Raw genomic sequence first — 18,877 nt, forward strand, 5'->3', positions numbered from 1 at the left:
CGTCGATGGGCGACGGTGCACCCGGGCGTCGGGGTCCGGGCCACTCGCCCGGCCCTGTGCAGCCGGTGAGCCCCCGCTCTGTGTCCCTGTGGTACGCCCAGTCCAACGGCTTCGACCGGGCCGGGTGTTCCACGGATGCCCGTTTCACAGCAAATGCACAGGGCGTGTGTCGCGTCACGCTGCCTTACCCCGTCCGGACGGCGGTCAGACCTCCAGCAGCAAGGTCATCGGCCCTTCGTTCACCGACGAGACGAGCATCCGGGCCCCGAACACGCCGGTGGCCACCTCGGTGCCGCGGCGGCGCAGCTCGGCGACCACCTCCGCCACCAGCGGTTCGGCCACCTCGCCGGGGGCGGCGTCGGCCCACGAGGGACGGCGGCCCTTCCGCGTGTCGGCGTAGAGGGTGAACTGGCTGACGACCAGCACCGGCAGGCCCAGGTCGCCGACCGACCGGGCGCCGTCGTCGGTGGGGAAGACCCGCAGCTCGTGCACCTTGCGCGCCAGCGCCCGGGCCCGGTCCACGCCGTCCTCGCGGCCCACGCCGACCAGGGCCAGCAGCCCGCGGCCGATCTCGCCGACGACCGCGCCGTCCACCGTCACCGCCGCCGTACCGACCCTGCTCACCACCGCGCGCACCGGGACATCCTCCGGTCGGGCAGGATCGCGGGCGTGCCCACCCTGCGCCTCACCCAGGACGCCGCCGCCGACGAGCTGCTCGGTCGCGACCCGCTGGCCCTGCTGCTCGGGATGCTGCTGGACCAGCGAAGCGCTTAGCCAGTAGGTAGGGGACCCGCGATGCAGGGCCAGTGGCACCGCACGTCCGCCGCGTACGGGCGGGATGCGGCCCTCAATGAGGCGGGCGCGGGCAGCGCCTGGGTGTTTCTCTGGTGCGAAGGCAAGGTGTCGAGGTCCACCGATGAGCCGCAGGACTCGGACGCTGTCGACTACGCCAGAACGCATCTCATCGAGCCCGCCGAGCGGGAGCGCCTCTTCGCCAAGGCACGACGCAAGGGGCGCACCAAGACTGTCGTCATGGCGGAGCGTTGGGAGGACGACCGCGGTCGTCCGCTCATCGTCTTCTACGAGACCGGGCCCTATCTGCTGCCTGACCGTCCTGAGCCGGACCGCTTCTAGAACGCGGCTGGCCGTCGGTCGCCCGCGCCTTGCCACCCGGTGCACGATGTCCGAGTGACCCTGTGGTTGACGGACGACGACCAGGCCAACGCGCTGCTGGAGAACGACCCGCTCGCACTGCTCCTCGGCATGCTGCTCGACCAGCAGTTCCCCATGGAGCGGGCGTTCTCCGGGCCGCGGCTGCTGGCCGACCGGATGGGGGTCGACACGCTCTCGGCAGCCGCCGTCGCCGAGGCCGACCCCGACCAGCTGACGGCCTGGTTCCAAGGGCCGCCCGCCGTGCACCGCTACCCGGGCTCGATGGCCGGCCGGGCGCAGGCGGTCTGCCGGCTGCTCGTCGAGCGCTACGACGGCCGTGCCGAGCGGCTGTGGGCCGACGTCCCCGACGGCGCGACCCTGCTGGCGCGGATCGGCGAGCTGCCCGGCTTCGGTGCGCAGAAGGCGAGGATCTTCGTCGCGCTGCTCGGCAAGCAGTACGGCGTGAACCCGCCGGGGTGGCGGGAGGCCGCCGGCGACTACGGCCAGGACGGCTCGCGGCGGTCGGTCGCGGACATCACCGGCCCCGAGTCGCTGGCCGAGGTGCGGGCGTTCAAGCAGCAGGCCAAGCAGGCGGCGAAGGCGGCCGTGACCTCCTGAGATGCAACGCCGGGGTGCCTGCATCGCGCGCGATCCGGTGGCACGATGGGCGGCGGACCCCGGGCTGTACGGGGACCCGGGCGCCGTCGGGACGCCGGGCACCGCAGCCCGCGGAGGGGATCCGCCGCACCCACGGGGGACGGCGGTAGGGAGGAAGCCCGTGGCCTCGAGCCAGCAGCCCGCACGATCCCGCCGACCGGAGCCGGTGCTCATCACCGAGGCGGCGCCGAGCCTGTCCGAGCAGCACGCGGCCCGGAAACGCCGGTACGTGCTCACCATGGCCGTCCGCGCCGTGAGCCTGGTCCTGGCGGCGGTCTTCTACCAGGTCCTCTGGCTGGCGCTCATCTTCGCCGTCCTCGGTACCGTGCTGCCCTGGATCGCGGTGATGATGGCCAACGACCGGCCGCCGAAGAAGAAGCTCGACGTGCACCGCTACGACCCGCCCCGGCCGGACCGGATCCTGGAGAACCCGGCACGCCCGGGCCGCATCATCGAGCACTGAAGAAGGACCACCCTTCCCCCCCACGCCTCGCATGCTTGGCGCGGGCCCCTGAAGGGTGGCCGTTCCAGCAACTCACCTGGCGCCCGGCCGGGCGACGACGGCCGCCGCCCGGGCCAGCCCGGCCTCCAGCGCCGCGGCCGGGTCGCCGTCCGGGTCGCCCGACCACACGGCCAGCAGCCCGGCGGTGAACGCGTCGCCGGCGCCGGTGGTGTCGACGACGTGCGCCGGGTGGGCCGGGCGGTGCACCAGCCGGTCGCCCGCAGCCCACAGCGCGCCCTCGGCGCCCAGCGTCACGACCGCGACGGGATGGCGTGCCGCGAGCGCCTGGGCGGCCGCCGCCGGGTCGGCGCAGCCGGTGAGCAGCCGGGCCTCGTCCGCGTTGGGCAGCACCAGCGTGGCCGCGGCGGTGTCGGCGAGCCACCGGTCCACGCCGTAGCCGGCCAGCGGTCCGGTGGAGGCCGGGTCCACCGAGACGGTGCAGCCGGCCTCCGTTGCGGCCGCCAGGGCGGCGAGCCCCGCGGCGCGCGGCCCGGCGGTGAAGAGCGTGTAGCCGGACAGGTGCAGGTGCCCGCCGGAGGCCGGCACCGGGACGTCGCCCGGCTCCAGCGCCAGGTTGGCGCCGCGGTCGGCGAGCATGCTCCGCTGCCCGTCCGGCTCGACCAGGCTCACGATCGTCCCGGTGGCCGCGCCGGGGACCCTCCGTACGGCCGGCGTCACCCCGGCCGCGGTCAGCTCGGCGAGCAGGCCGGTCCCCGCGGCGTCGTCCCCGGCGCAGCCGGCGAAGGTGACCGGCGTGCCCAGCCGGGCCAGGTGGACGGCGACGTTCGCGCCGGCGCCGCCGCCGCGGGTGCGGATGGCCGCCGGGCGGTCGGAACCGGGTGCCGGGTGGCCGCCGAGCAGCACGACGACGTCGGTGGCGAGGTCACCGACGACCACGACGTCGCGCACGGTCAGCGGGGGAGCGCGGCCAGGGCGGTGGCGATCCGGCCGGCCAGCTCGGCGTTGCGCAGCACCAGCCGCACGTTGACCGCCAGCGTCGCGCCCTCGCTGACCCGGTGCAGGTGGTCCAGGACGAAGGGCGTCACCGCCTTGCCCCGCACGCCGGCCCGCACGGCCGCCGCCAGCGCGTCGGCGATCACCCGGTCGTGGAGCGCGGGGTCCAGCTGCTCGTCGTCCGGCAGCGGGTTGGCCACCACCACGCCGCCGGGCGCCAGGGTCCGCCGCGCGGCGAGCACCGCGGCCGCCTCCTCGGGGGAGGACACCGCCCAGTCCACCGTCGAGCCGGAGTCGGCGACGTAGAAGCCGGGGAAGGTCGTCGTCCGGTAGCCCACGACGGTGACCGACAGGGACTCCAGCCGCTCCAGCGTCGCCGGGACGTCGAGGATCGACTTCACGCCCGCGCAGACGACCAGCAGCGGGGTGCGGGACAGCGTGGTGAGGTCCGCGGACTCGTCGAAGGTGTCGGCCGCCTCGCGGTGCACCCCGCCCAGGCCGCCGGTGGCGAAGACGCCGATGCCCGCGGCCGCGGCCAGCAGCGCGGTGCTCGACACCGTCGTCGCCCCGCTGCGACCCAGCGCCAGTGCGACGGGCAGGTCGCGCACGGCCAGCTTGGCGAGGTCGGCGTCGGCGCACACCCGGTCCAGCCGGTCCGGCGTCAGGCCGACGTGCGGCACCCCGTCCAGGACGGCGACGGTCGCGGGGACCGCACCCCCGGCCCGCACCGCCGCCTCCACCTGGTCGGCCGCGGCGCGGTTCTCCGGCCGGGGCAGGCCGTGGGCGAGCAGCGTGCTCTCCAGCGCCACGACCGGACGGCCGGCCGTCAGCGCGTCGGCGACCTCGGGGGAGAGCGCGGTCGTCGGGACGGCGGGCGAACCGGGGGAGGGCGGCGGCACCCTGCCATCATGGGGGGTGGGGGAGTCGCGCCCGTCAGGGCGCCTCCCGATCCCAGTCCCGACCCGAGGGAGCACCGCGTGAGCAACACCGACCTCCTCGAGAAGCCCGACGTCCGCGAGGGCGACACCGGGAACGCCAACGAGGTCTTCCACTACGTGCGCAAGAACAAGATCGCGGAGAGCGCGGTCATGGGCACGATGGTCGAGGCCCTGTGCGGCGAGGTCTTCCCGGTGACCAAGAGCCCGAAGCCCGGCAGCCCGGTGTGCCCGGCCTGCAAGGAGATCTACGAGCAGCTCAAGAGGGAGTGACCGGCCCGCCCACGGCGGGTGGACCGGTCGCGGGGCCCGGAGGGTCTCCCGACCGGGACACGGGCAGCGGCTCGACGGGGCAGGGACCGGCACGTGGCCGCGGCGCGGTCCGGGAGGACCGCGGTGTCACAGCTCCCTGGCGCGCTCGAGCTTGGCCGCCCGCCGTTCCTGGCTGCGCCGCTGGTGTCGCTTCAGCGGGGCGGGCCAGCGGTCCTGGATGGTCGCGTTGAGCTCGGCGCCGAGCAGCACCGACATCCCGAAGAAGAAGCAGAACAGCAGGGCCGCGATCGGGGTGGCCAGCGCTCCGTAGGGCAGCGTGGCCGTGAGGATGTCGGCCACGTAGGCGCGGGTGGCCAGTGCCGTGACGACGAAGAAGGCGACCGCCAGGACGGTGCCCAGCAGGTGCCGGTGCCAGGGCAGCCGCCGCGGCAGCACCACGTGGTAGAAGCTCGTCAACGCCAGGAGCAGGCCGACGAGCACGACCGGCCAGTACACGGCGTTGACCAGCACGGTGGCCGTGTCCTGCCAGTCCGCGGGGAGCAGCGACACCAGCACACCCCGGCCCAGGACCAGCAGGGGCAGCGTCAGCACCGCCAGCAGCAGGCCGACGACGAACAGCCACAGCGCCATCAGCCGGGTGCGGATCGGACCGCGGACGTCGCGCTGGTCGTAGGCGATGACGACCGTGTTCATGAACGTGGCGGTCGCCGAGGAGCCGGCCCACAGCGACAGCAGGAAGCCGACGCTGACCAGCTCCAGCCGCCCCGAGCCCAGGATGTCGTCGAGGGTCGGCTGCACCAGCGAGGCGACGACGTCGGGGGTCAGCACCCGCGTCGAGGCGCGGACGAGCTGCTCCTCGATCTGCGCCACCGAGACCTCGCCGATGAGCGTGCCGAGGTAGCCCAGCGTGCCCAGCAGCCCGATCAGCAGCGGGGGTACGGAGAGGATCTGCCAGAAGGCCGCCTCCGCGGAGAGGCCGAGGATGCGGTCCTGCCAGGCCTTGGCGAGCGTCCGGCCGAGCACCTGCAGCGGGACCCGCAGCGGCGCCGGCCAGCCGGCCACCCGGCTCGGTCGCCGGGTCCCGGCGTCCACGGGCGCGGCGGTGGCCCCTGCCGGTGGGTCCTCGTCGCCGTCCTCGGGGTGCCCGGTGCCGGCCGGTCGGCCCCCGGGCAGGACGGTGCGCATCGCCCCAGTGTGCACGTCAGGGCCCCGTCCGGCCCGCCTCCAGGGTCCCGCCGCCGGCCCCGTCCCGAGGCTCCGGCCCCGTCTCGGGTCCCGCTGGCCCCCTGCAGGGTCCCGTCGCGAGCGCGCGAGCGGTGGGGAGCAGGGGGTCCTTCCACGAGGGGTGGGGAGGACGGGGTCCTTCTCCGAGGCGTGAGGAGGACGGGGTCCTTCCATGGCGGGGGGCAGGGGGTCCTTCCTCAGCCGCCGGGGGCCGGCGCCGGGGCCGGGGCCTCGCCCGCCGGCGGTGCAGCCGGGTCGGCCACCGGCACGCAGCGGACCACGGGCTCGGCGGCGTAGCGGGTGCGGAAGTCCTCGCGCCGGATCTCCGCGCCGCTGGCCGGGTCGTTGAAGACACGCGTGACGGTGATGTCGAAGCCGGTCGACCCGCCCTGCGGGCTGCAGCTCCCGTCGTCCGGCTTCTCCTGCACCACCGGCTGGCGGAGGTTGTAGCGGTCGCTGCTGATCGACTCGATGTCGTAGCGCTTGGTCCCGTAGAAGGTGACCGTCAGCGAGCCCGGCGTCCACTGGGTGTCCACGTAGACGCCGGTGTCGCTGTCGTTGCGCCACTCCAGGTCGATCGAGTCGTAGTAGACCGTCGCCTCGCGGCCGGCCGGGTAGCGGCTGATGTAGAAGCTGTGCGGCTTGTGGTAGACGTCCTCGAGGCCGGCGAAGAAGACCGCGTTGAACATCGTCGTGGCCACCTGGCTGACCCCGCCGCCGACCGCGGTGGCGAACTCGCCGTTCTGGATGACGCCGGCCTCCACATAGCCCTGCGAGGCGGTGCGCGGGCCGGTGTGGTCGTTGAGGCTGAAGGTCTCCCCGGGCCGGACCAGCGCGCCGTCGATCTCCGCGGCCGCGACCCGGATGTTGGTGCCGCTGGCGGCGCTGGTGAAGTTCGTCGTGAAGGTGCTGATCTCCTCGCGGATGCCCAGCGCCTCGGCGTCGGCGGTGCTGAACTCCGCCTCGACCGGGCCGAGCTCGGCGGTCACCGTGCGCGGGGCCGGCTGCGGCAGGACCTCCAGCAGCTGGCCGGCCAGCGCGTTCGGGTCGATCCCCGTGCCGTCGACGGAGGGCACGATCGACACGCTGCCACCGGACACCTCGAAGCGGGCGTCCTCCGCCGGGTTGCCGAACTCGGCGAACCCCTCGCCCACGGCCTCCTGCAGCGCGGCCGGGTCGACGGCGACGGCGAGCTCGCCGTCCTCCTGCGGCGTGAAGGTCAGCGAGGCCGCGATCGCCTCCTCGTCGACCTCCACGGAGGTGGCGCCGTCCTGGCTGGACACCGTCACCGGCGCGGCCAGCGCCGGGGTGACCGTCTCGTCCAGGACCCGCTGGGCCTCCGCGGCGTCCACCGAGACCTCGGTGACGTCGACCGGCAGCTCGATGGGGGTGCTGGGGTCGCCGCCGGAGGCGAGCGCGTCGGTGACCGCGTCGGCGGCGCCCTCGCGGTCGAGGGTCCGCCCGGGCACCGGCTCGACCACGCCCGCGGTGGTCCCCTCGATGGCGATGGTGGCGTCGACCGGGGCCCGGTCGACCTGCTCGGCGAGCACGTCGATCTGGGCGGCCAGCGCGGTGTCCTCACCGGTGATGACCGGGTCCACCGGGCGCTCGCCGAACAGCGTGACCAGCCGCGTCCAGGGGTTGAGGGGCTGCTCGGTCGCCGCCTCCACGGTCGCCGGGACGTCGAGGGTGATGCCGGCGGTGGCCGGGGAGAGGCTGGCCTCGACGTCGTCGGCCAGCACGACGTGGTCGGCGACGACGCGGGGCGCGAGCTCGGTCTCGAGCCGCTCGGCGGCTGCGGCGGGGGACAGGCCGCCCAGGTCGAGGCCGGCGACGACCGTGTTCCGGGGGACGTCACCCCCGGTGGCCAGCAGGTCCACGCCGTAGGCGGCGGCCAGGACGCCGGCCGCGGCCACCGGTGCCGCCACGGCCGGGCGGCGCCACCAGGGGCGGCGCGGTTGCGGGGTGCCGGTGTCCGGGCCGGAGCCCTCCCCGCCGGAGCCGTCGCCGCCGGCCGCGGTGACGTCCGGGGTCGTGGCGAGCGGGGCGGTGGCGTCCACCGCAGCGGCGGCGGGGGCAGCGCCGGCCGGGACGCCGGCGGCGGGGACCGGGCCGTCCTGCACCGGCGGCAGCACGCCGGTCCGGTCGTCGTCGTCCGCGGCGGGCGGGGGCAGCCCGGGCGCCTCGCTGGGGGCGAAGCGGATGTCCTGCGTCTCGCCGTCCTCGACGGCCGGCTCGCGGGTGGCCGCGGCGGGTGTGTCGCCGTCCGGAGCCGGGACCGGCGCCGGGGAGGCCGGGGTGTCGCTGGCGGTCGCCGGGCCGGGGACGTCGGGACCGACGGGGCCGCGGTCGCGGGGTACCGGCCGTGTCTCGTCGGACAGCTCGTCCGCGTCGAACCGGGTGGCGTGGTCCGGCACCGGCCCGGGAACGGACTGCTGGGCGTGCGGCGCGGGGGACTGCGGGGGCATCGCGGGATCTCCGGATGGGCGTCGGCCGGGGGATCCCGGGAACGACGGAGCCGCCGGCGCCCCGTCCCCGTCAGGCGGGGACGGAACGCCGGCGGCGGCGTCGGGTGAGGGCTTCATCGCTGGCAGCGACGATAGCGCCTCGGTCAGTGGCTGAGGCGCTGTTCGCCGTCGGTCTCGATGATGTCGATGGCGATGTCGCGGAGCTTGCCCTCGTACTCACGGGCGTGGTGCCCGCAGAAGACGAGGTCGCTGCCGCTGGCGAGGACCACCCGCACCTTGGCCAGTGCGCCACAGCGGTCACAGTGGAAGGGAACGACGAGGTCGTCGGCGGGCGGGGTCGTCGTCAGCGTCTGGGTCATCTGGGTCATCACTCGCTCTCTACCGCACGGACCCGCGGCTGCGGATCGGCCTCCTGCACAGCGCCAGGATGTCCCCCTGTGTTCCCGTTCCGTCCAATCCCCCGGTGGACTCGCCGAGAGCGGTGAGGCCGGTGCCGGTGGTGCGGGTGGTGCCGGGCCAGCAGGGACGCACTGGGTGGTGCAGGTCTGTCGGATCGTGCTGTCTTCGTCGTTCGCGTGCGCCGGTCGTCATCCGGCTGGTGGGTCCGCTGCTGTCTTGACGACCCCCACGCTACGCCGTCTACCCGGCGCGCGACGCCGTACACCGGCCGACCGGCTCGTCCGGGTGAGATCGTGACCTCGCCGAGACACGAGACGGCCCCCGACCGCGGAAGTCGGGGGCCGTCTCGGCGACGTGCTGGAACGGCCTCCTCGCCGGGGGCGCGGAGGTCCTTCTGCTAGTCCAGGTAGTCGCGGAGCACCTGGGAGCGGCTGGGGTGGCGCAGCTTCGACATCGTCTTGGACTCGATCTGCCGGATCCGCTCGCGGGTGACCCCGTAGACCTGGCCGATCTCGTCGAGCGTGCGCGGCTGGCCGTCGGTGAGGCCGAACCGCAGCCGGACCACGCCGGCCTCCCGCTCCGACAGCGTCTGCAGCACGCTGGTCAGCTGGTCCTGCATCAGGGTGAAGCTGACCGCGTCGACGGCGACGACCGCCTCGGAGTCCTCGATGAAGTCGCCGAGCTGGCTGTCGCCCTCGTCGCCGATGGTCTGGTCGAGGCTGATCGGCTCCCGGGCGTACTGCTGGATCTCCAGCACCTTGTCCGGGGTGATGTCCATCTCCTTGGCCAGCTCCTCCGGGGTGGGCTCGCGCCCGAGGTCCTGGAGCAGCTCGCGCTGGATGCGGCCGAGCTTGTTGATGACCTCGACCATGTGCACCGGGATGCGGATGGTGCGGGCCTGGTCGGCCATGGCGCGGGTGATCGCCTGCCGGATCCACCAGGTGGCGTAGGTGGAGAACTTGTAGCCCTTGGTGTAGTCGAACTTCTCGACCGCGCGGATCAGGCCGAGGTTGCCCTCCTGGATGAGGTCCAGGAACGCCATGCCGCGGCCGGTGTAGCGCTTGGCCAGGGAGACCACGAGGCGGAGGTTGGCCTCCAGCAGGTGGTTCTTGGCGCGCTCGCCGTCCCGGACGATCCAGTTGAGGTCGCGGCGCATCTGCGGGGAGAGCTTCTGGCCCTCCTCCTCGGCCTGGCGCAGCCGCTCGGCGCCGTAGAGCCCGGCCTCGATGCGCTTGGCGAGGTCGACCTCCTCCTCGGCGTTGAGCAGCGCGACCTTGCCGATCTGCTTGAGGTAGGCGCGGACCGAGTCGGCCGAGGCGGTGAGCTCGGCGTCCTTGCGGGCCTGGCGGAGCGCCTCGGACTCCTCCTCGTCGTCCCACTCGAAGTCGCCGCCCTCGGCGGCGGCCTCCTCGGCGGCGGGCGCCTCGGTCTCGGCGACCCCGTCGGGCGTGGCGACGACGGTCTCGTCGATCTTCAGCCCCTCGCCACCGGCGTCGACCACGGCGACCGTGGCGCCGTCGGAGGCGACGGCGGTGAGCACGGCACCCTCGCCGCCACCCGGCGACGGGGTGATGGCGGGCTTGCGGGCGCCCGGAACGGCGGTGGGCTTCGCCGCGCTCTTGACCGTCCGCTTGCGAGCGGGGGCCTTGGCCGGTGCTGGCTGGTCGGCGGGCACTCAGGTTCCTTCCCGTGCTGGGTGCGTTCCCCGGGAGGCCGTCTGGTCCCCGGGCAGCGGCCTCGGCCGGCGTCCGGAGCGGGAGAGGACCCGTCGGACGCCCCGGGTTTCACCGGTGCGCAGGCGGGGGATGCCTCTCGGCTGGGGAGCGACGGGGCGTGGCTCATCCATTGTAACGACGCGTCCGGGCGGGTCCACCGTTTCACCGGGCGAGCTGCCCCCCGACCTGGGGGAGCCCCCGGGTCCGGGAGGCGTTGCTCACCCTGCGTGATGACGCGACGGCGGGCGGCGTGCCCCGCGGTCACTGGCCGATGCGCTCCTCGGCGGCGAGGGCCGCGCCGACGATGCCGGCGTCGTTGAGCAGCTCGGCCGGGACGACGGGGGTCCGGGTGGACAGCAGCGGGACCCACTTGTGCGCCTTCTTGCTCACCCCGCCGCCGACGATGATGAGGTCCGGCCACACGGCGGCCTCCAGGACGTCGAGGTAGCGGTCGACCCGCTTGGCCCACTGCGGGTAGCTGAGGTCCTCCCGCTCGCGGGCCGACGCCGAAGCCCGCTTCTCGCCGTCCTCCCCGTCGACCTCGATGTGCCCGAACTCGGTGTTGGGCACCAGGACCCCGTCGGTGAACAGGGCGCTGCCGATGCCGGTGCCGAAGGTCAGCAGGAGGACGACGCCGCGCTTGTCCCGGCCGGCGCCGTAGCGCATCTCGGCGATCCCGGCGGCGTCGGCGTCGTTCAGCGTCTGCACCGTGCCGGGGATCCGCGAGGCCAGCCCCTCGGCCAGGTGCGTGCCGAGCCAGCTCTTGTCGACGTTGGCCGCGGTGCGCGCGACCCCGCCCTTGAGCACCCCGGGGAAGGTCACGCCGATCCGCCCCTCCCACCCGAAGGACCCGACGATCCGGGCGACCACGTCGTACACGGGCTCCGGCAGCGAGGGCTGCGGCGTCTCGATGCGGACCCGCTCGCCCTGGAGCTCCCCCTTCTCGAGGTCGACCAGGCACCCCTTGATGCCGCTGCCACCGATGTCCACGCCGAACCCGAGCACGCGGTCAGGGTAGTGATCGCTGCGGCCGGCGCCAGACCCGCTCGGGCAGGATCGGCCCATGACCGCCACGCCGGAGCCCGACGCCCTGCTCGACCTCGCCGTCGCCACCGCCCGGGAGGCCGCCGAGCTGGTGGCCCGCGGGCGCGCCTCGGGGGCGGAGCAGGTCGACGTGAAGTCCAGCCCGGTCGACATGGTCACCGCCGTGGACCGCGCCTGCGAGGAGCTGGTCACCCGCCGGCTGCTCGGTGCGCGTCCGGACGACGGGCTGCTGGGTGAGGAGGGCGGCGAGCGCACCGGCACCAGCGGGGTGCGCTGGGTCGTCGACCCGATCGACGGCACCACCAACTTCGTCTACGGCCTGCCGGCCTACGCGGTGTCGATCGCCGCGGAGGTCGACGGGCGGGTGCTGGCCGGCGTGGTCCTGAACGCGGCCACGGGGGAGCTGTGGTCGGCGACGGCCGGCGGGGGCGCGCACCTCGCCGTCCCCGGGTCGGACCCGGTCCGGCTCACCGGCAGCCGGCCGGCCTCCCTGGACCGGGCGCTGGTCGCGACCGGCTTCGGCTACCGCGTGGAGGAGCGCCGTGCCCAGGCCGCGGTGTTCGCCGAGCTGCTGCCGCGGGTGCGCGACATCAGGCGGCACGGGTCGGCGGCGCTGGACCTGTGCACCGTGGCCGCCGGCCGGGTGGACGCCTACTACGAGATGCACCTCAACCGCTGGGACTTCGCCGCCGGCGCCCTGGTGGCCGCCGAGGCGGGCGTGGTGGTCACCGGCCTGCCGGGTCGGCCGTTCGCCGAGCCCCTCGGGATCGCCGTCGCGCCGTCGGTGGCCGACGAGTTCCTGTCCCTGCTGGACCGGCTGCACCCCCACGGAGCCTGATGGAACGGCCCCGCTGCAGGGGCCCGCCGCGAGCCTGCGAGCGGTGGGGAGCAGCGGGGTCCTTCAGCAGGCGGCGGCCGCGCTGGCACCGGCGGCGAGCGCGGCGTCGACCTCCTCCGGCGGGGCGAGGGTGCCGAACTCGGGGCCGATCACCACGTCGACCTGGGCGGTGGCCCGGGTGTCGAGGAACTCGCCGGCGCCGGGCACGAACAGCTCGACGAAGCCGGCCGCCTCGCGACCGCGCGGGCCGTACCGCAGCTCGCCGACGCCGGTGACCTCGCGCTCGGTGGGGTCGTTGGCGATCTCCTCGACGACGAAGCCGCGCTCCTGCAGCGACGCGGCGACCGTCTGGGCCAGGCCCGCGGTGTCGGTGGCGTTGAGGACGCGCAGGGACACCGTGGTGGGGTCCAGCGACGGGGGGGCCGCCGAGGCGCTGGCGCAGGCCTCGGCCTCCTCGGCCTGGATCTCGCCCTCGGTGTCGAAGACGTTCCACCAGACGACGAGGGCCGCCAGGGCGAGGACCAGGAGGAAGACCAGCGGCGGGATCGGCCGGCGGCCGCTGCGGGGACGGACCGCGGAACGGTCGGCGGGCGGCGCGCTCACGGGTTCTGGTCCCCCTCGGTCACTGGCGTTCGGCCGGAGTGTAGGACCGGCGGCGCTACCTAGATCGCACCGTCGTCCAGCGCGGCGCGTCCTCGCTCCACGCACGGGTCGATGCGGTCGGCGTAGCCGGCGGTGTCCTTGCCGGCCATGGCGCCGGCGGCCGAGCGGGCCACGATGCCGGCGACGATCGCGGCGAACTTGAAGTAGGCGAAGGCGACGTACCAGGGCAGGTCGGAGAGGTCGAGGCCGCTGCGCTCGGCGTAGCGGGCGTCGACCTCCGCGCGGGTGGGGAAGCCCTCGAGTGCGGTGACCGTGCTCTGCCCGGCGACGCTCTCCTCACCGGTCTGCGGCCAGTAGACGTGCAGCATGCCGAGGTCGGCCAGCGGGTCGCCGAGGGTGGACATCTCCCAGTCCAGCACCGCCCGGACGCGGCCGGGGGTGTGCGGGTCGAGCAGGCAGTTGTCGAGCCGGAAGTCGCCGTGGACGATCCCCGTCCGCTGCGTCGTGGGCACGGTCTGCGCCAGCCGGGCGGCAAGGGTGTCCAGCCCCGGGCGCTCGCGGTCGCGGGTGGCGTCCCACTGCTGGGTCCAGCGGCGCACCTGCCGGGCCATGAAGCCCTCCGGCCGGCCGAAGTCGCCCAGGCCCACCGCGACGTGGTCGACGGCGTGCAGGTCGGCCAGGACGTCGACCAGCCCCTCGCCGATCGCCCGCCGCTGCGCCGGCTCGTCGGCGTAGCCGGCCGGGAACTCGTCCACGACGTGCAGGCCGACGACGCGCTCCATCACGTAGAACGGGGCGCCCAGGACGGCGGTGTCGGTGCACAGGTGCAGCGTCCGCGGCACGGGGACGGCGGTGGGCCCGAGCGCGGACACCACCCGGTGCTCGCGGGCCATGTCGTGCGCGGTGGCCAGCACGGCGCCGGTCGGCGGGCGCCGCAGGACCACCGCGTCGTCGTCCGGACCCCCCTCCGGCGTGACCACGTACGTGAGGTTGGACATGCCCGCGGCGATGAGGTCCACGCGGACCCGGGACCACCGCTGGTCGCCGAGGACGGAGGCCAGGTACGGGCCGACGACGGCTGGATCAGCACCCACGGGAGTCGCCACGGGCGCAGGGTAACCTCTGCCGCTCCGCGCCCCGTCCGCCCCGTTCCGGCAGCGGGCTGGTCACCCCCTGGCGCGCCGGGCACAAACGGGAGCCGCTCGACGTTGGGGGGTCCGCCGGTCAGACCGTGCCGGCTCCCCGCCGTCCGCCGGTGGGGCCGACGGCGCGGTCGAAGAGGACACCGACCGGTGCCCGCGCAAGCGGTCACCGGTCCCCAGACCCCCGGTCGCCCCGGCGACCGGACAGCACGGCGGCGCCGCAGCGCGCCGCCGCACGTTGCGGGCCCCGCGCCCGCGAGAACCCCGGAGGAGGGGCACTTCCCATGGCCACCGACTACGACGCCCCGCGCCGCAACGAGGCCGACGAGCTCGGCGAGGACTCGCTCGAGGAGCTCAAGGCCCGCCGCGCCGAGGCGCAGTCCTCGTCGGTCGACGTCGACGAGACCGACTTCAACGAGAACCTCGAGCTCCCCGGCGCCGACCTGTCCAACGAGGAGCTGACCGTCCGCGTGCTGCCCAAGCAGGAGGACGAGTTCACCTGCTCGCGCTGCTTCCTGGTGCAGCACCGCAGCCGGCTGGCCGCGACCAAGGGCGACCAGCTGTACTGCCGCGACTGCGCCGCCTGAAAGAGGACCCCGCTGCCCCCCGCCACTCGTAGGAGGACCCCCTCCCCGAGCCCTTCGCAAGCTCAGGGCACGCCAGGAGAGGGCCGGGGACCCTGCAGCGGGGCCGAGGAAGGGCACGCGACCGGAGGAGTGAGGACGTGACCGAGCACCGGGAGCGCACCGGGCCGGTGCGGGACGTGCCGCCGCCCCGCCCGGTCGCGCCCAGCACGGCCGGCAGGACCACGACGCCGCCCGCGGAGGAGGGGCCGGCCGGCCGCGCCGGCCGGCTGCTCGCCGACGCCGTCGCCGGGCTGCTCGGCGCCACGGGCGGGCCGGCTCCCGACGGACGCCGCTCGGCCGCGGCGACGCTGCGCGACGTCGTCACCGCGGTCGCGGCCGCCGGGGCCCGCGCCGGTCGCGGCACCCCCGGGACGGCGACCCCGGGCGACGGGCAGCCGGGGCGGACGCCCAGCGCGCTGCTCGCCACCGCCGCCCCGCTGCTCCCGATCCGGGACGCGGGGCGGCTGCGCGCGACCCATCCCGGCGCCACCGACGACGAGATCGCCGACGCGCTGGTCGCCCGGGCCGCCAAGCTCACCGCCGGCATCGGGGCGGCCACCGGCGGGCTGTCGGCCGCCCACTGGCTCGCGCCGCCCTCGCTGCTGGCGCTGCCGCTGGAGCTGGGTGCCGAGACGGTGCTCACCGCCGCGGTCGAGGTCGTCCTGCTGGGCGAGCTGCACGAGCTGCACGGCCGGCCCGCCGGCGGCGACGCCCGCGACCGCGCGCTGGCCTACCTCTCGAGCTGGACCCGGCAGCGGGCGGTCGACGACGCCGTGGTGCCCGGCCTGGGCGCGGTCCTGGGCTCGGCCGGTCTGAAGACGCTGAGCCGCCGGATGACCCGGCGCATGGCCCGCAGTGCCCCGGGCGCGGCGCCGTTCCTGGTCGGTGCGGCCCTCGGCGGGCGGGCCAACCGGAAGGCGACCGAGGCGCTGGCCCGGCGGGTGCTCGCCGACCTGCGCCGCTCCCGCCCCTGAGCCGAGGACCCGGCACCCTCGGAGGGGCCCGCGCCGAGCCGGTGCGGGGCTGGAACGGCCCCCGTGCAGGGTCCCGCCGCGAGCTGGTGACGGGCTGGAACGGCCCCCTCCCGGGTCCCGCCCCGAGCGGAGCGAGGGGTGGGGAGGAGGGGGTCCTTATAGGGTCGCGGACGTGTCCGACGCGTTCCTCCCCGCCGTCCCCGAGGTCGAGGTCCCGGTGCGGCTGACCTCGCCGGAGGACGTCGTCCCCGCCTATGCGATGCCGGGTGACGCCGGTGCGGACCTGGCGATCGCCGAGGACCTCGAGCTCGCGCCGTTCCAGCGGGCGCTGGTGGGCACCGGCGTCGCGGTGGCCGTCCCGGAGGGGTACGCCGCGTTCGTGCACCCGCGCTCGGGCCTGGCCCACCGCGTGGGACTCTCGCTGGTCAACGCGCCGGGCACCGTCGACGCCGGCTACCGCGGGGAGATCAAGGTCAACCTGGTCAACCTCGACCCCACGACGCCGCTGACGCTGCGCCGCGGCGACCGGGTCGCGCAGCTGGTCGTGCAGCCGGTCGTCCGGGCGCGGTTCGTGCCCGTCGAGCAGCTGCCCGAGAGCGTGCGCGGGAGCGGTGGCCACGGGTCGACCGGCGGGCACGCGAGCGTCCAGGCGAAGGGAGTCAGCTGACATGCCGTTCGGACGGCGACGCAACCGGATCGACCGCAGCCTGCGCGAGCGCGGGGTGCCGCCGGAGCCGCAGCAGAAGGCGCGCGAGGTCGCGGAGACCACCGGGCCGTACGACTCCGCCGACGCCCCGGACGACGGCACCGCGCGCATCGACCTGGGCTCCCTGCAGCTGCCCGCGGTGCCGGGCACGGAGCTGCGGGTCGACGTCAACGCCCAGCAGAAGGTGATCGGCGCGACCCTGCGTTACGGCGACTCGATGCTGCAGGTGGCGGTGTTCGCCGCGCCGCGGGCCGGCGGCATCTGGGACGACGTCCGCGCCGACCTGGCCCGCAGCGCATCCGGGCAGGGCGGGTCGCTCTCCGAGGTCGAGGGGCCGTTCGGTCCGGAGCTGGCCGGCTTCGTGCGGGCCAACCCGCCCGCTCAGCCCGGGCAGCCGGCTCCCGCGCCGGTGCGCCGCCCGGCCCGCTTCGTCGGCGTCGACGGCCCGCGCTGGTTCCTGCGCGGCATGATCAGCGGCCCCGCCGCGGAGAGCCCCGAGGCCGCCGCCGCGCTGGAGCAGGCCTTCCGGCAGATCGTCGTCGTCCGGGGGACCGCGCCGATGCCGGTCCGCGAGCCGCTGCCGCTGACCCTGCCGCCGCAGGCCGCGGCGCAGGTCGCCGCCCAGCAGCAGGCGGCGCAGCAGCAGGCCGGTCGCCGGCCGTCCGCGCCCCCGACCGGCGCGTGACGGCCGTCCGCACCGCCTACGGGCCGCACCCCGACCAGTTCGTCGAGCTGACGCTGCCCGCCGGCGCCGCCCCGGCGCCGGTCGTGGTGGTGCTGCACGGCGGCTTCTGGCGGGCCGCCCACGGCGTCGAGCTGGCCCGGCCGCTCGCCGCCGACCTGGCCGCGGCCGGCTTCGCCGCCGTCGCGGTCGAGTACCGCCGCGTGGGGTCCGGGGGCGGCTGGCCGGCCACCCTGGCCGACGTCGCCGCCGCGCTCGACGCGCTCCCGGACCTGGCGGACGCCGGCCGGCTGGACCTCACCGACGTCGCGGTCGTCGGGCACTCCGCCGGCGGGCACCTCGCCGCGTGGGCGGCCGGCCGGTCCCGGCTGCCCGAGGAGGTGCCGGGCGCGGGACCGCGGGTCGCGGTGACCGCCGCCGTCCTGCAGGCGGGCGTGCTCGACCTCGAGCGGGCCGCGGCGCAGCGGCTGGGCGGCGGGGCGGTGCAGGACCTGATCGGCGGGGAGCCCGCCGGGGCGCCGGAGCGGTACGCCGTGGCCGATCCGGTGCGGCTGGTGCCGGAGGGCGTGGACCTGCTCTGCGTGCACGGCACGGAGGACGACGTCGTCCCGCCGGAGCAGAGCACCCGTTACGCGCGGGCCGCCGCGGCGCGGGGCGTGCCGGTCGACGTGCGCCCGGTGCCGGGCGACCACATGGTGCTCGTCGACCCGGCGGGGGAGCCGTGGACGCTGGTCCGCGACTGGTTGCGTGCCCGCGCCAGGGGAGGCCCGGCCCGATCTACGCTGGGTCCGTGACGGAGACACGCCAGGGCGGTTGGTTCTCGCGGACGCTGCAGCGGCTGACCGCCGACGACCAGACCATCGACGCGGAGCGGCTGCGCGCCGGGTCGGTGAGCGCCGGCTGCGAGCAGGTCAGCGCCTGCCGCAAGGGCGCCGTCGTCACCGTGACCGGCCGGCTGAAGTCGGTGGTCTACACCCCGCGGGAGACGGTGCCCACGCTGGAGGCCGAGCTGTTCGACGGCTCCGGCTCGGTGACCCTCGTCTGGCTCGGCCGGCGGCGCATCCCGGGTATCGAGCCGGGCCGCACGCTGAGCGCCCACGGCCGCTTCGCCTCCTTCGACGGGCGGCAGGTCATCTACAACCCCCGGTACGAGCTGAGCGCCGGGTGACCGCTGCGCCCGAGGGGGGCGGGCAGCCCGGCGTGGCCTTCGACCGGCACCTCGTCCTGGAGCAGCTCGGCGGCTGGCGGGGGATGCTCGACGCCACGCTGCCCACGGTCGCGTTCATCGTGGCCAACTCGGTCGCCGGGCTGCGGGCCGGCATCTGGGCCGCCCTCGGCGTCGCCGTCGTGCTGTTCGGGTTCCGGCTGGTGCGCCGCGAGAGCGTGCAGCAGGCGTTCAGCGGCCTGTTCGGCGTCGCCATCGCGGTCGCCATCGCCGCGGCGTCCGGGCAGGCCCGCGACTTCTTCGTGCCCGGCCTGATCCGCAACGCCGCCCTGGGCGTGGTGCTCATCGGCTCCATCGCGTTCCGCTGGCCGCTGGTCGGGGTGGTCGCGGAGTTCCTCGCGCCCAGCCACCTCGGCTCGATGGCGTCCTCCTCGCTGCCCGGCCTGCGCCGGCGCATCGACCGCGTGAACGCCACGCTGCACCACCGCCCCGCCCCGGACCCCGCCAGCGGCGCCCGCCCGGCGGACCCCGCGCCCGAGCGGCACTGGCGCGACGACCCGCGGATGGTGCGCGCCTACTCCTGGCTCACCCTGCTGTGGGGCGCGGTCTTCCTGGTGCGCGTCGCCGTGCAGTGGGTCCTCTACCGCGCCGACGAGGTCGAGCTGCTCGGCACCGCCTCGCTCGTGCTCGGCCTGCCGGTCACCGCCGTCGAGGTCGTGGTGACCCTGTGGGTGGTGTCCCGGCTGCACCGGCACCGCGCCGACGCCGTCCCGCCCGCCGATCCCTCGACCGGCGGGGAGCAGCGCCCGGCCGCGTAG

22 protein-coding genes are annotated in these 18,877 nt (G+C 75.7%); 12 read left to right on the forward strand and 10 right to left on the reverse strand.

Going from position 1 to position 18,877, the window contains the following annotated elements; translation table 11 throughout:
• Positions 1–204 precede the first annotated feature (204 nt).
• Complete coding sequence (dtd, locus tag BLR12_RS20070; RefSeq protein WP_091381839.1) at positions 205–636, reverse strand: D-aminoacyl-tRNA deacylase; 432 nt, start codon at positions 634–636, stop codon at positions 205–207.
• A 159-nt stretch (positions 637–795) separates the two neighbouring features.
• On the opposite strand from dtd, the gene BLR12_RS20075 reads away from it, so the two are divergent.
• The 3 genes from BLR12_RS20075 (at position 796) to BLR12_RS20085 (ending at position 2,272) form a co-directional block, all read left to right on the forward strand.
• Positions 796–1,134 (forward strand): hypothetical protein, encoded by a 339-nt coding sequence (locus BLR12_RS20075; protein ID WP_091381841.1) that lies wholly within the window; start codon positions 796–798, stop codon positions 1,132–1,134.
• Positions 1,135–1,188: 54 nt separating this feature from the next.
• Positions 1,189–1,770, forward strand: a complete 582-nt coding sequence (locus BLR12_RS20080; protein ID WP_091381844.1) for an HhH-GPD-type base excision DNA repair protein — start codon at positions 1,189–1,191, stop codon at positions 1,768–1,770.
• 160 nt (positions 1,771–1,930) lie between these two features.
• Positions 1,931–2,272, forward strand: a complete 342-nt coding sequence (locus tag BLR12_RS20085; RefSeq protein WP_091381845.1) for a DUF3099 domain-containing protein — start codon at positions 1,931–1,933, stop codon at positions 2,270–2,272.
• Between the two features lie 72 nt (positions 2,273–2,344).
• On the opposite strand, the gene BLR12_RS20090 is transcribed toward BLR12_RS20085, so the two are convergent.
• Complete coding sequence (locus BLR12_RS20090; RefSeq protein WP_091381847.1) at positions 2,345–3,220, reverse strand: carbohydrate kinase family protein; 876 nt, start codon at positions 3,218–3,220, stop codon at positions 2,345–2,347.
• Between the two features lie 2 nt (positions 3,221–3,222).
• Positions 3,223–4,164, reverse strand: coding sequence for a pseudouridine-5'-phosphate glycosidase (locus tag BLR12_RS20095; protein ID WP_091381848.1), 942 nt, complete (start codon positions 4,162–4,164; stop codon positions 3,223–3,225).
• A 78-nt stretch (positions 4,165–4,242) separates the two neighbouring features.
• Here BLR12_RS20095 and BLR12_RS20100 point away from each other — a divergent pair, with 78 nt between their 5' ends.
• Positions 4,243–4,473, forward strand: coding sequence for a DUF3039 domain-containing protein (locus BLR12_RS20100; RefSeq protein WP_091381850.1), 231 nt, complete (start codon positions 4,243–4,245; stop codon positions 4,471–4,473).
• 126 nt (positions 4,474–4,599) lie between these two features.
• Here BLR12_RS20100 and BLR12_RS20105 read toward each other — a convergent pair whose 3' ends face one another.
• From BLR12_RS20105 to ppgK, 5 genes are all read right to left on the reverse strand, one after another.
• On the reverse strand, positions 4,600–5,658 hold the full coding sequence (locus BLR12_RS20105; RefSeq protein ID WP_091381851.1) for a YihY/virulence factor BrkB family protein: 1,059 nt from the start codon (positions 5,656–5,658) through the stop codon (positions 4,600–4,602).
• Between the two features lie 236 nt (positions 5,659–5,894).
• A complete protein-coding gene (locus BLR12_RS20110; RefSeq protein WP_091381853.1) occupies positions 5,895–8,165 on the reverse strand; it encodes a VanW family protein in 2,271 nt (756 codons plus the stop codon).
• A gap of 143 nt (positions 8,166–8,308) precedes the next feature.
• Positions 8,309–8,533 carry a DUF7455 domain-containing protein gene (locus BLR12_RS20115; RefSeq protein ID WP_091381982.1) on the reverse strand — a complete coding sequence of 75 codons (225 nt, stop codon included), beginning with the start codon at positions 8,531–8,533 and terminating at the stop codon, positions 8,309–8,311.
• Between the two features lie 428 nt (positions 8,534–8,961).
• Positions 8,962–10,239 carry an RNA polymerase sigma factor gene (locus tag BLR12_RS20120; protein WP_091381854.1) on the reverse strand — a complete coding sequence of 426 codons (1,278 nt, stop codon included), beginning with the start codon at positions 10,237–10,239 and terminating at the stop codon, positions 8,962–8,964.
• A 301-nt stretch (positions 10,240–10,540) separates the two neighbouring features.
• Entirely contained in the window at positions 10,541–11,284 is a 744-nt protein-coding gene (gene ppgK / locus BLR12_RS20125) for a polyphosphate--glucose phosphotransferase (protein ID WP_091381856.1), read from the reverse strand.
• A 58-nt stretch (positions 11,285–11,342) separates the two neighbouring features.
• Between ppgK and BLR12_RS20130 the strand changes: the two genes are divergently transcribed.
• Positions 11,343–12,161 (forward strand): inositol monophosphatase family protein, encoded by an 819-nt coding sequence (locus BLR12_RS20130; RefSeq protein WP_091381858.1) that lies wholly within the window; start codon positions 11,343–11,345, stop codon positions 12,159–12,161.
• Between the two features lie 63 nt (positions 12,162–12,224).
• On the opposite strand, the gene BLR12_RS20135 is transcribed toward BLR12_RS20130, so the two are convergent.
• Both BLR12_RS20135 and BLR12_RS25590 read right to left on the reverse strand, forming a co-directional pair.
• Positions 12,225–12,764: a LytR C-terminal domain-containing protein gene (locus tag BLR12_RS20135; RefSeq protein WP_091381860.1), complete on the reverse strand. Its 540-nt coding sequence runs from the start codon at positions 12,762–12,764 to the stop codon at positions 12,225–12,227.
• A 59-nt stretch (positions 12,765–12,823) separates the two neighbouring features.
• Positions 12,824–13,870, reverse strand: coding sequence for a phosphotransferase family protein (locus BLR12_RS25590; RefSeq protein WP_176832610.1), 1,047 nt, complete (start codon positions 13,868–13,870; stop codon positions 12,824–12,826).
• A 320-nt stretch (positions 13,871–14,190) separates the two neighbouring features.
• Here BLR12_RS25590 and BLR12_RS20145 point away from each other — a divergent pair, with 320 nt between their 5' ends.
• From BLR12_RS20145 to BLR12_RS20175, 7 genes are all read left to right on the forward strand, one after another.
• Positions 14,191–14,493: a DUF4193 domain-containing protein gene (locus tag BLR12_RS20145; protein ID WP_089306675.1), complete on the forward strand. Its 303-nt coding sequence runs from the start codon at positions 14,191–14,193 to the stop codon at positions 14,491–14,493.
• Positions 14,494–14,630: 137 nt separating this feature from the next.
• On the forward strand, positions 14,631–15,506 hold the full coding sequence (locus BLR12_RS25595; protein WP_091381864.1) for a hypothetical protein: 876 nt from the start codon (positions 14,631–14,633) through the stop codon (positions 15,504–15,506).
• 172 nt (positions 15,507–15,678) lie between these two features.
• Positions 15,679–16,173, forward strand: coding sequence for a dUTP diphosphatase (gene dut / locus BLR12_RS20155; protein ID WP_218120759.1), 495 nt, complete (start codon positions 15,679–15,681; stop codon positions 16,171–16,173).
• 1 nt (position 16,174) lies between these two features.
• Positions 16,175–16,897, forward strand: coding sequence for a DUF3710 domain-containing protein (locus BLR12_RS20160; RefSeq protein WP_091381866.1), 723 nt, complete (start codon positions 16,175–16,177; stop codon positions 16,895–16,897).
• On the forward strand, positions 16,894–17,688 hold the full coding sequence (locus BLR12_RS20165) for an alpha/beta hydrolase family protein (RefSeq protein ID WP_091381867.1): 795 nt from the start codon (positions 16,894–16,896) through the stop codon (positions 17,686–17,688). The genes BLR12_RS20160 and BLR12_RS20165 overlap by 4 nt, the downstream gene beginning before the upstream one ends.
• A complete protein-coding gene (locus tag BLR12_RS20170; protein WP_091381869.1) occupies positions 17,685–18,062 on the forward strand; it encodes an OB-fold nucleic acid binding domain-containing protein in 378 nt (125 codons plus the stop codon). The genes BLR12_RS20165 and BLR12_RS20170 overlap by 4 nt, the downstream gene beginning before the upstream one ends.
• Entirely contained in the window at positions 18,059–18,877 is an 819-nt protein-coding gene (locus tag BLR12_RS20175; RefSeq protein WP_255363656.1) for a DUF3159 domain-containing protein, read from the forward strand. Before BLR12_RS20170 ends, BLR12_RS20175 begins: the two co-directional genes overlap by 4 nt.

Origin of the sequence: Geodermatophilus sp. DSM 45219, assembly GCF_900104025.1 — a bacterium.
Taxonomy (GTDB): domain Bacteria; phylum Actinomycetota; class Actinomycetes; order Mycobacteriales; family Geodermatophilaceae; genus Geodermatophilus.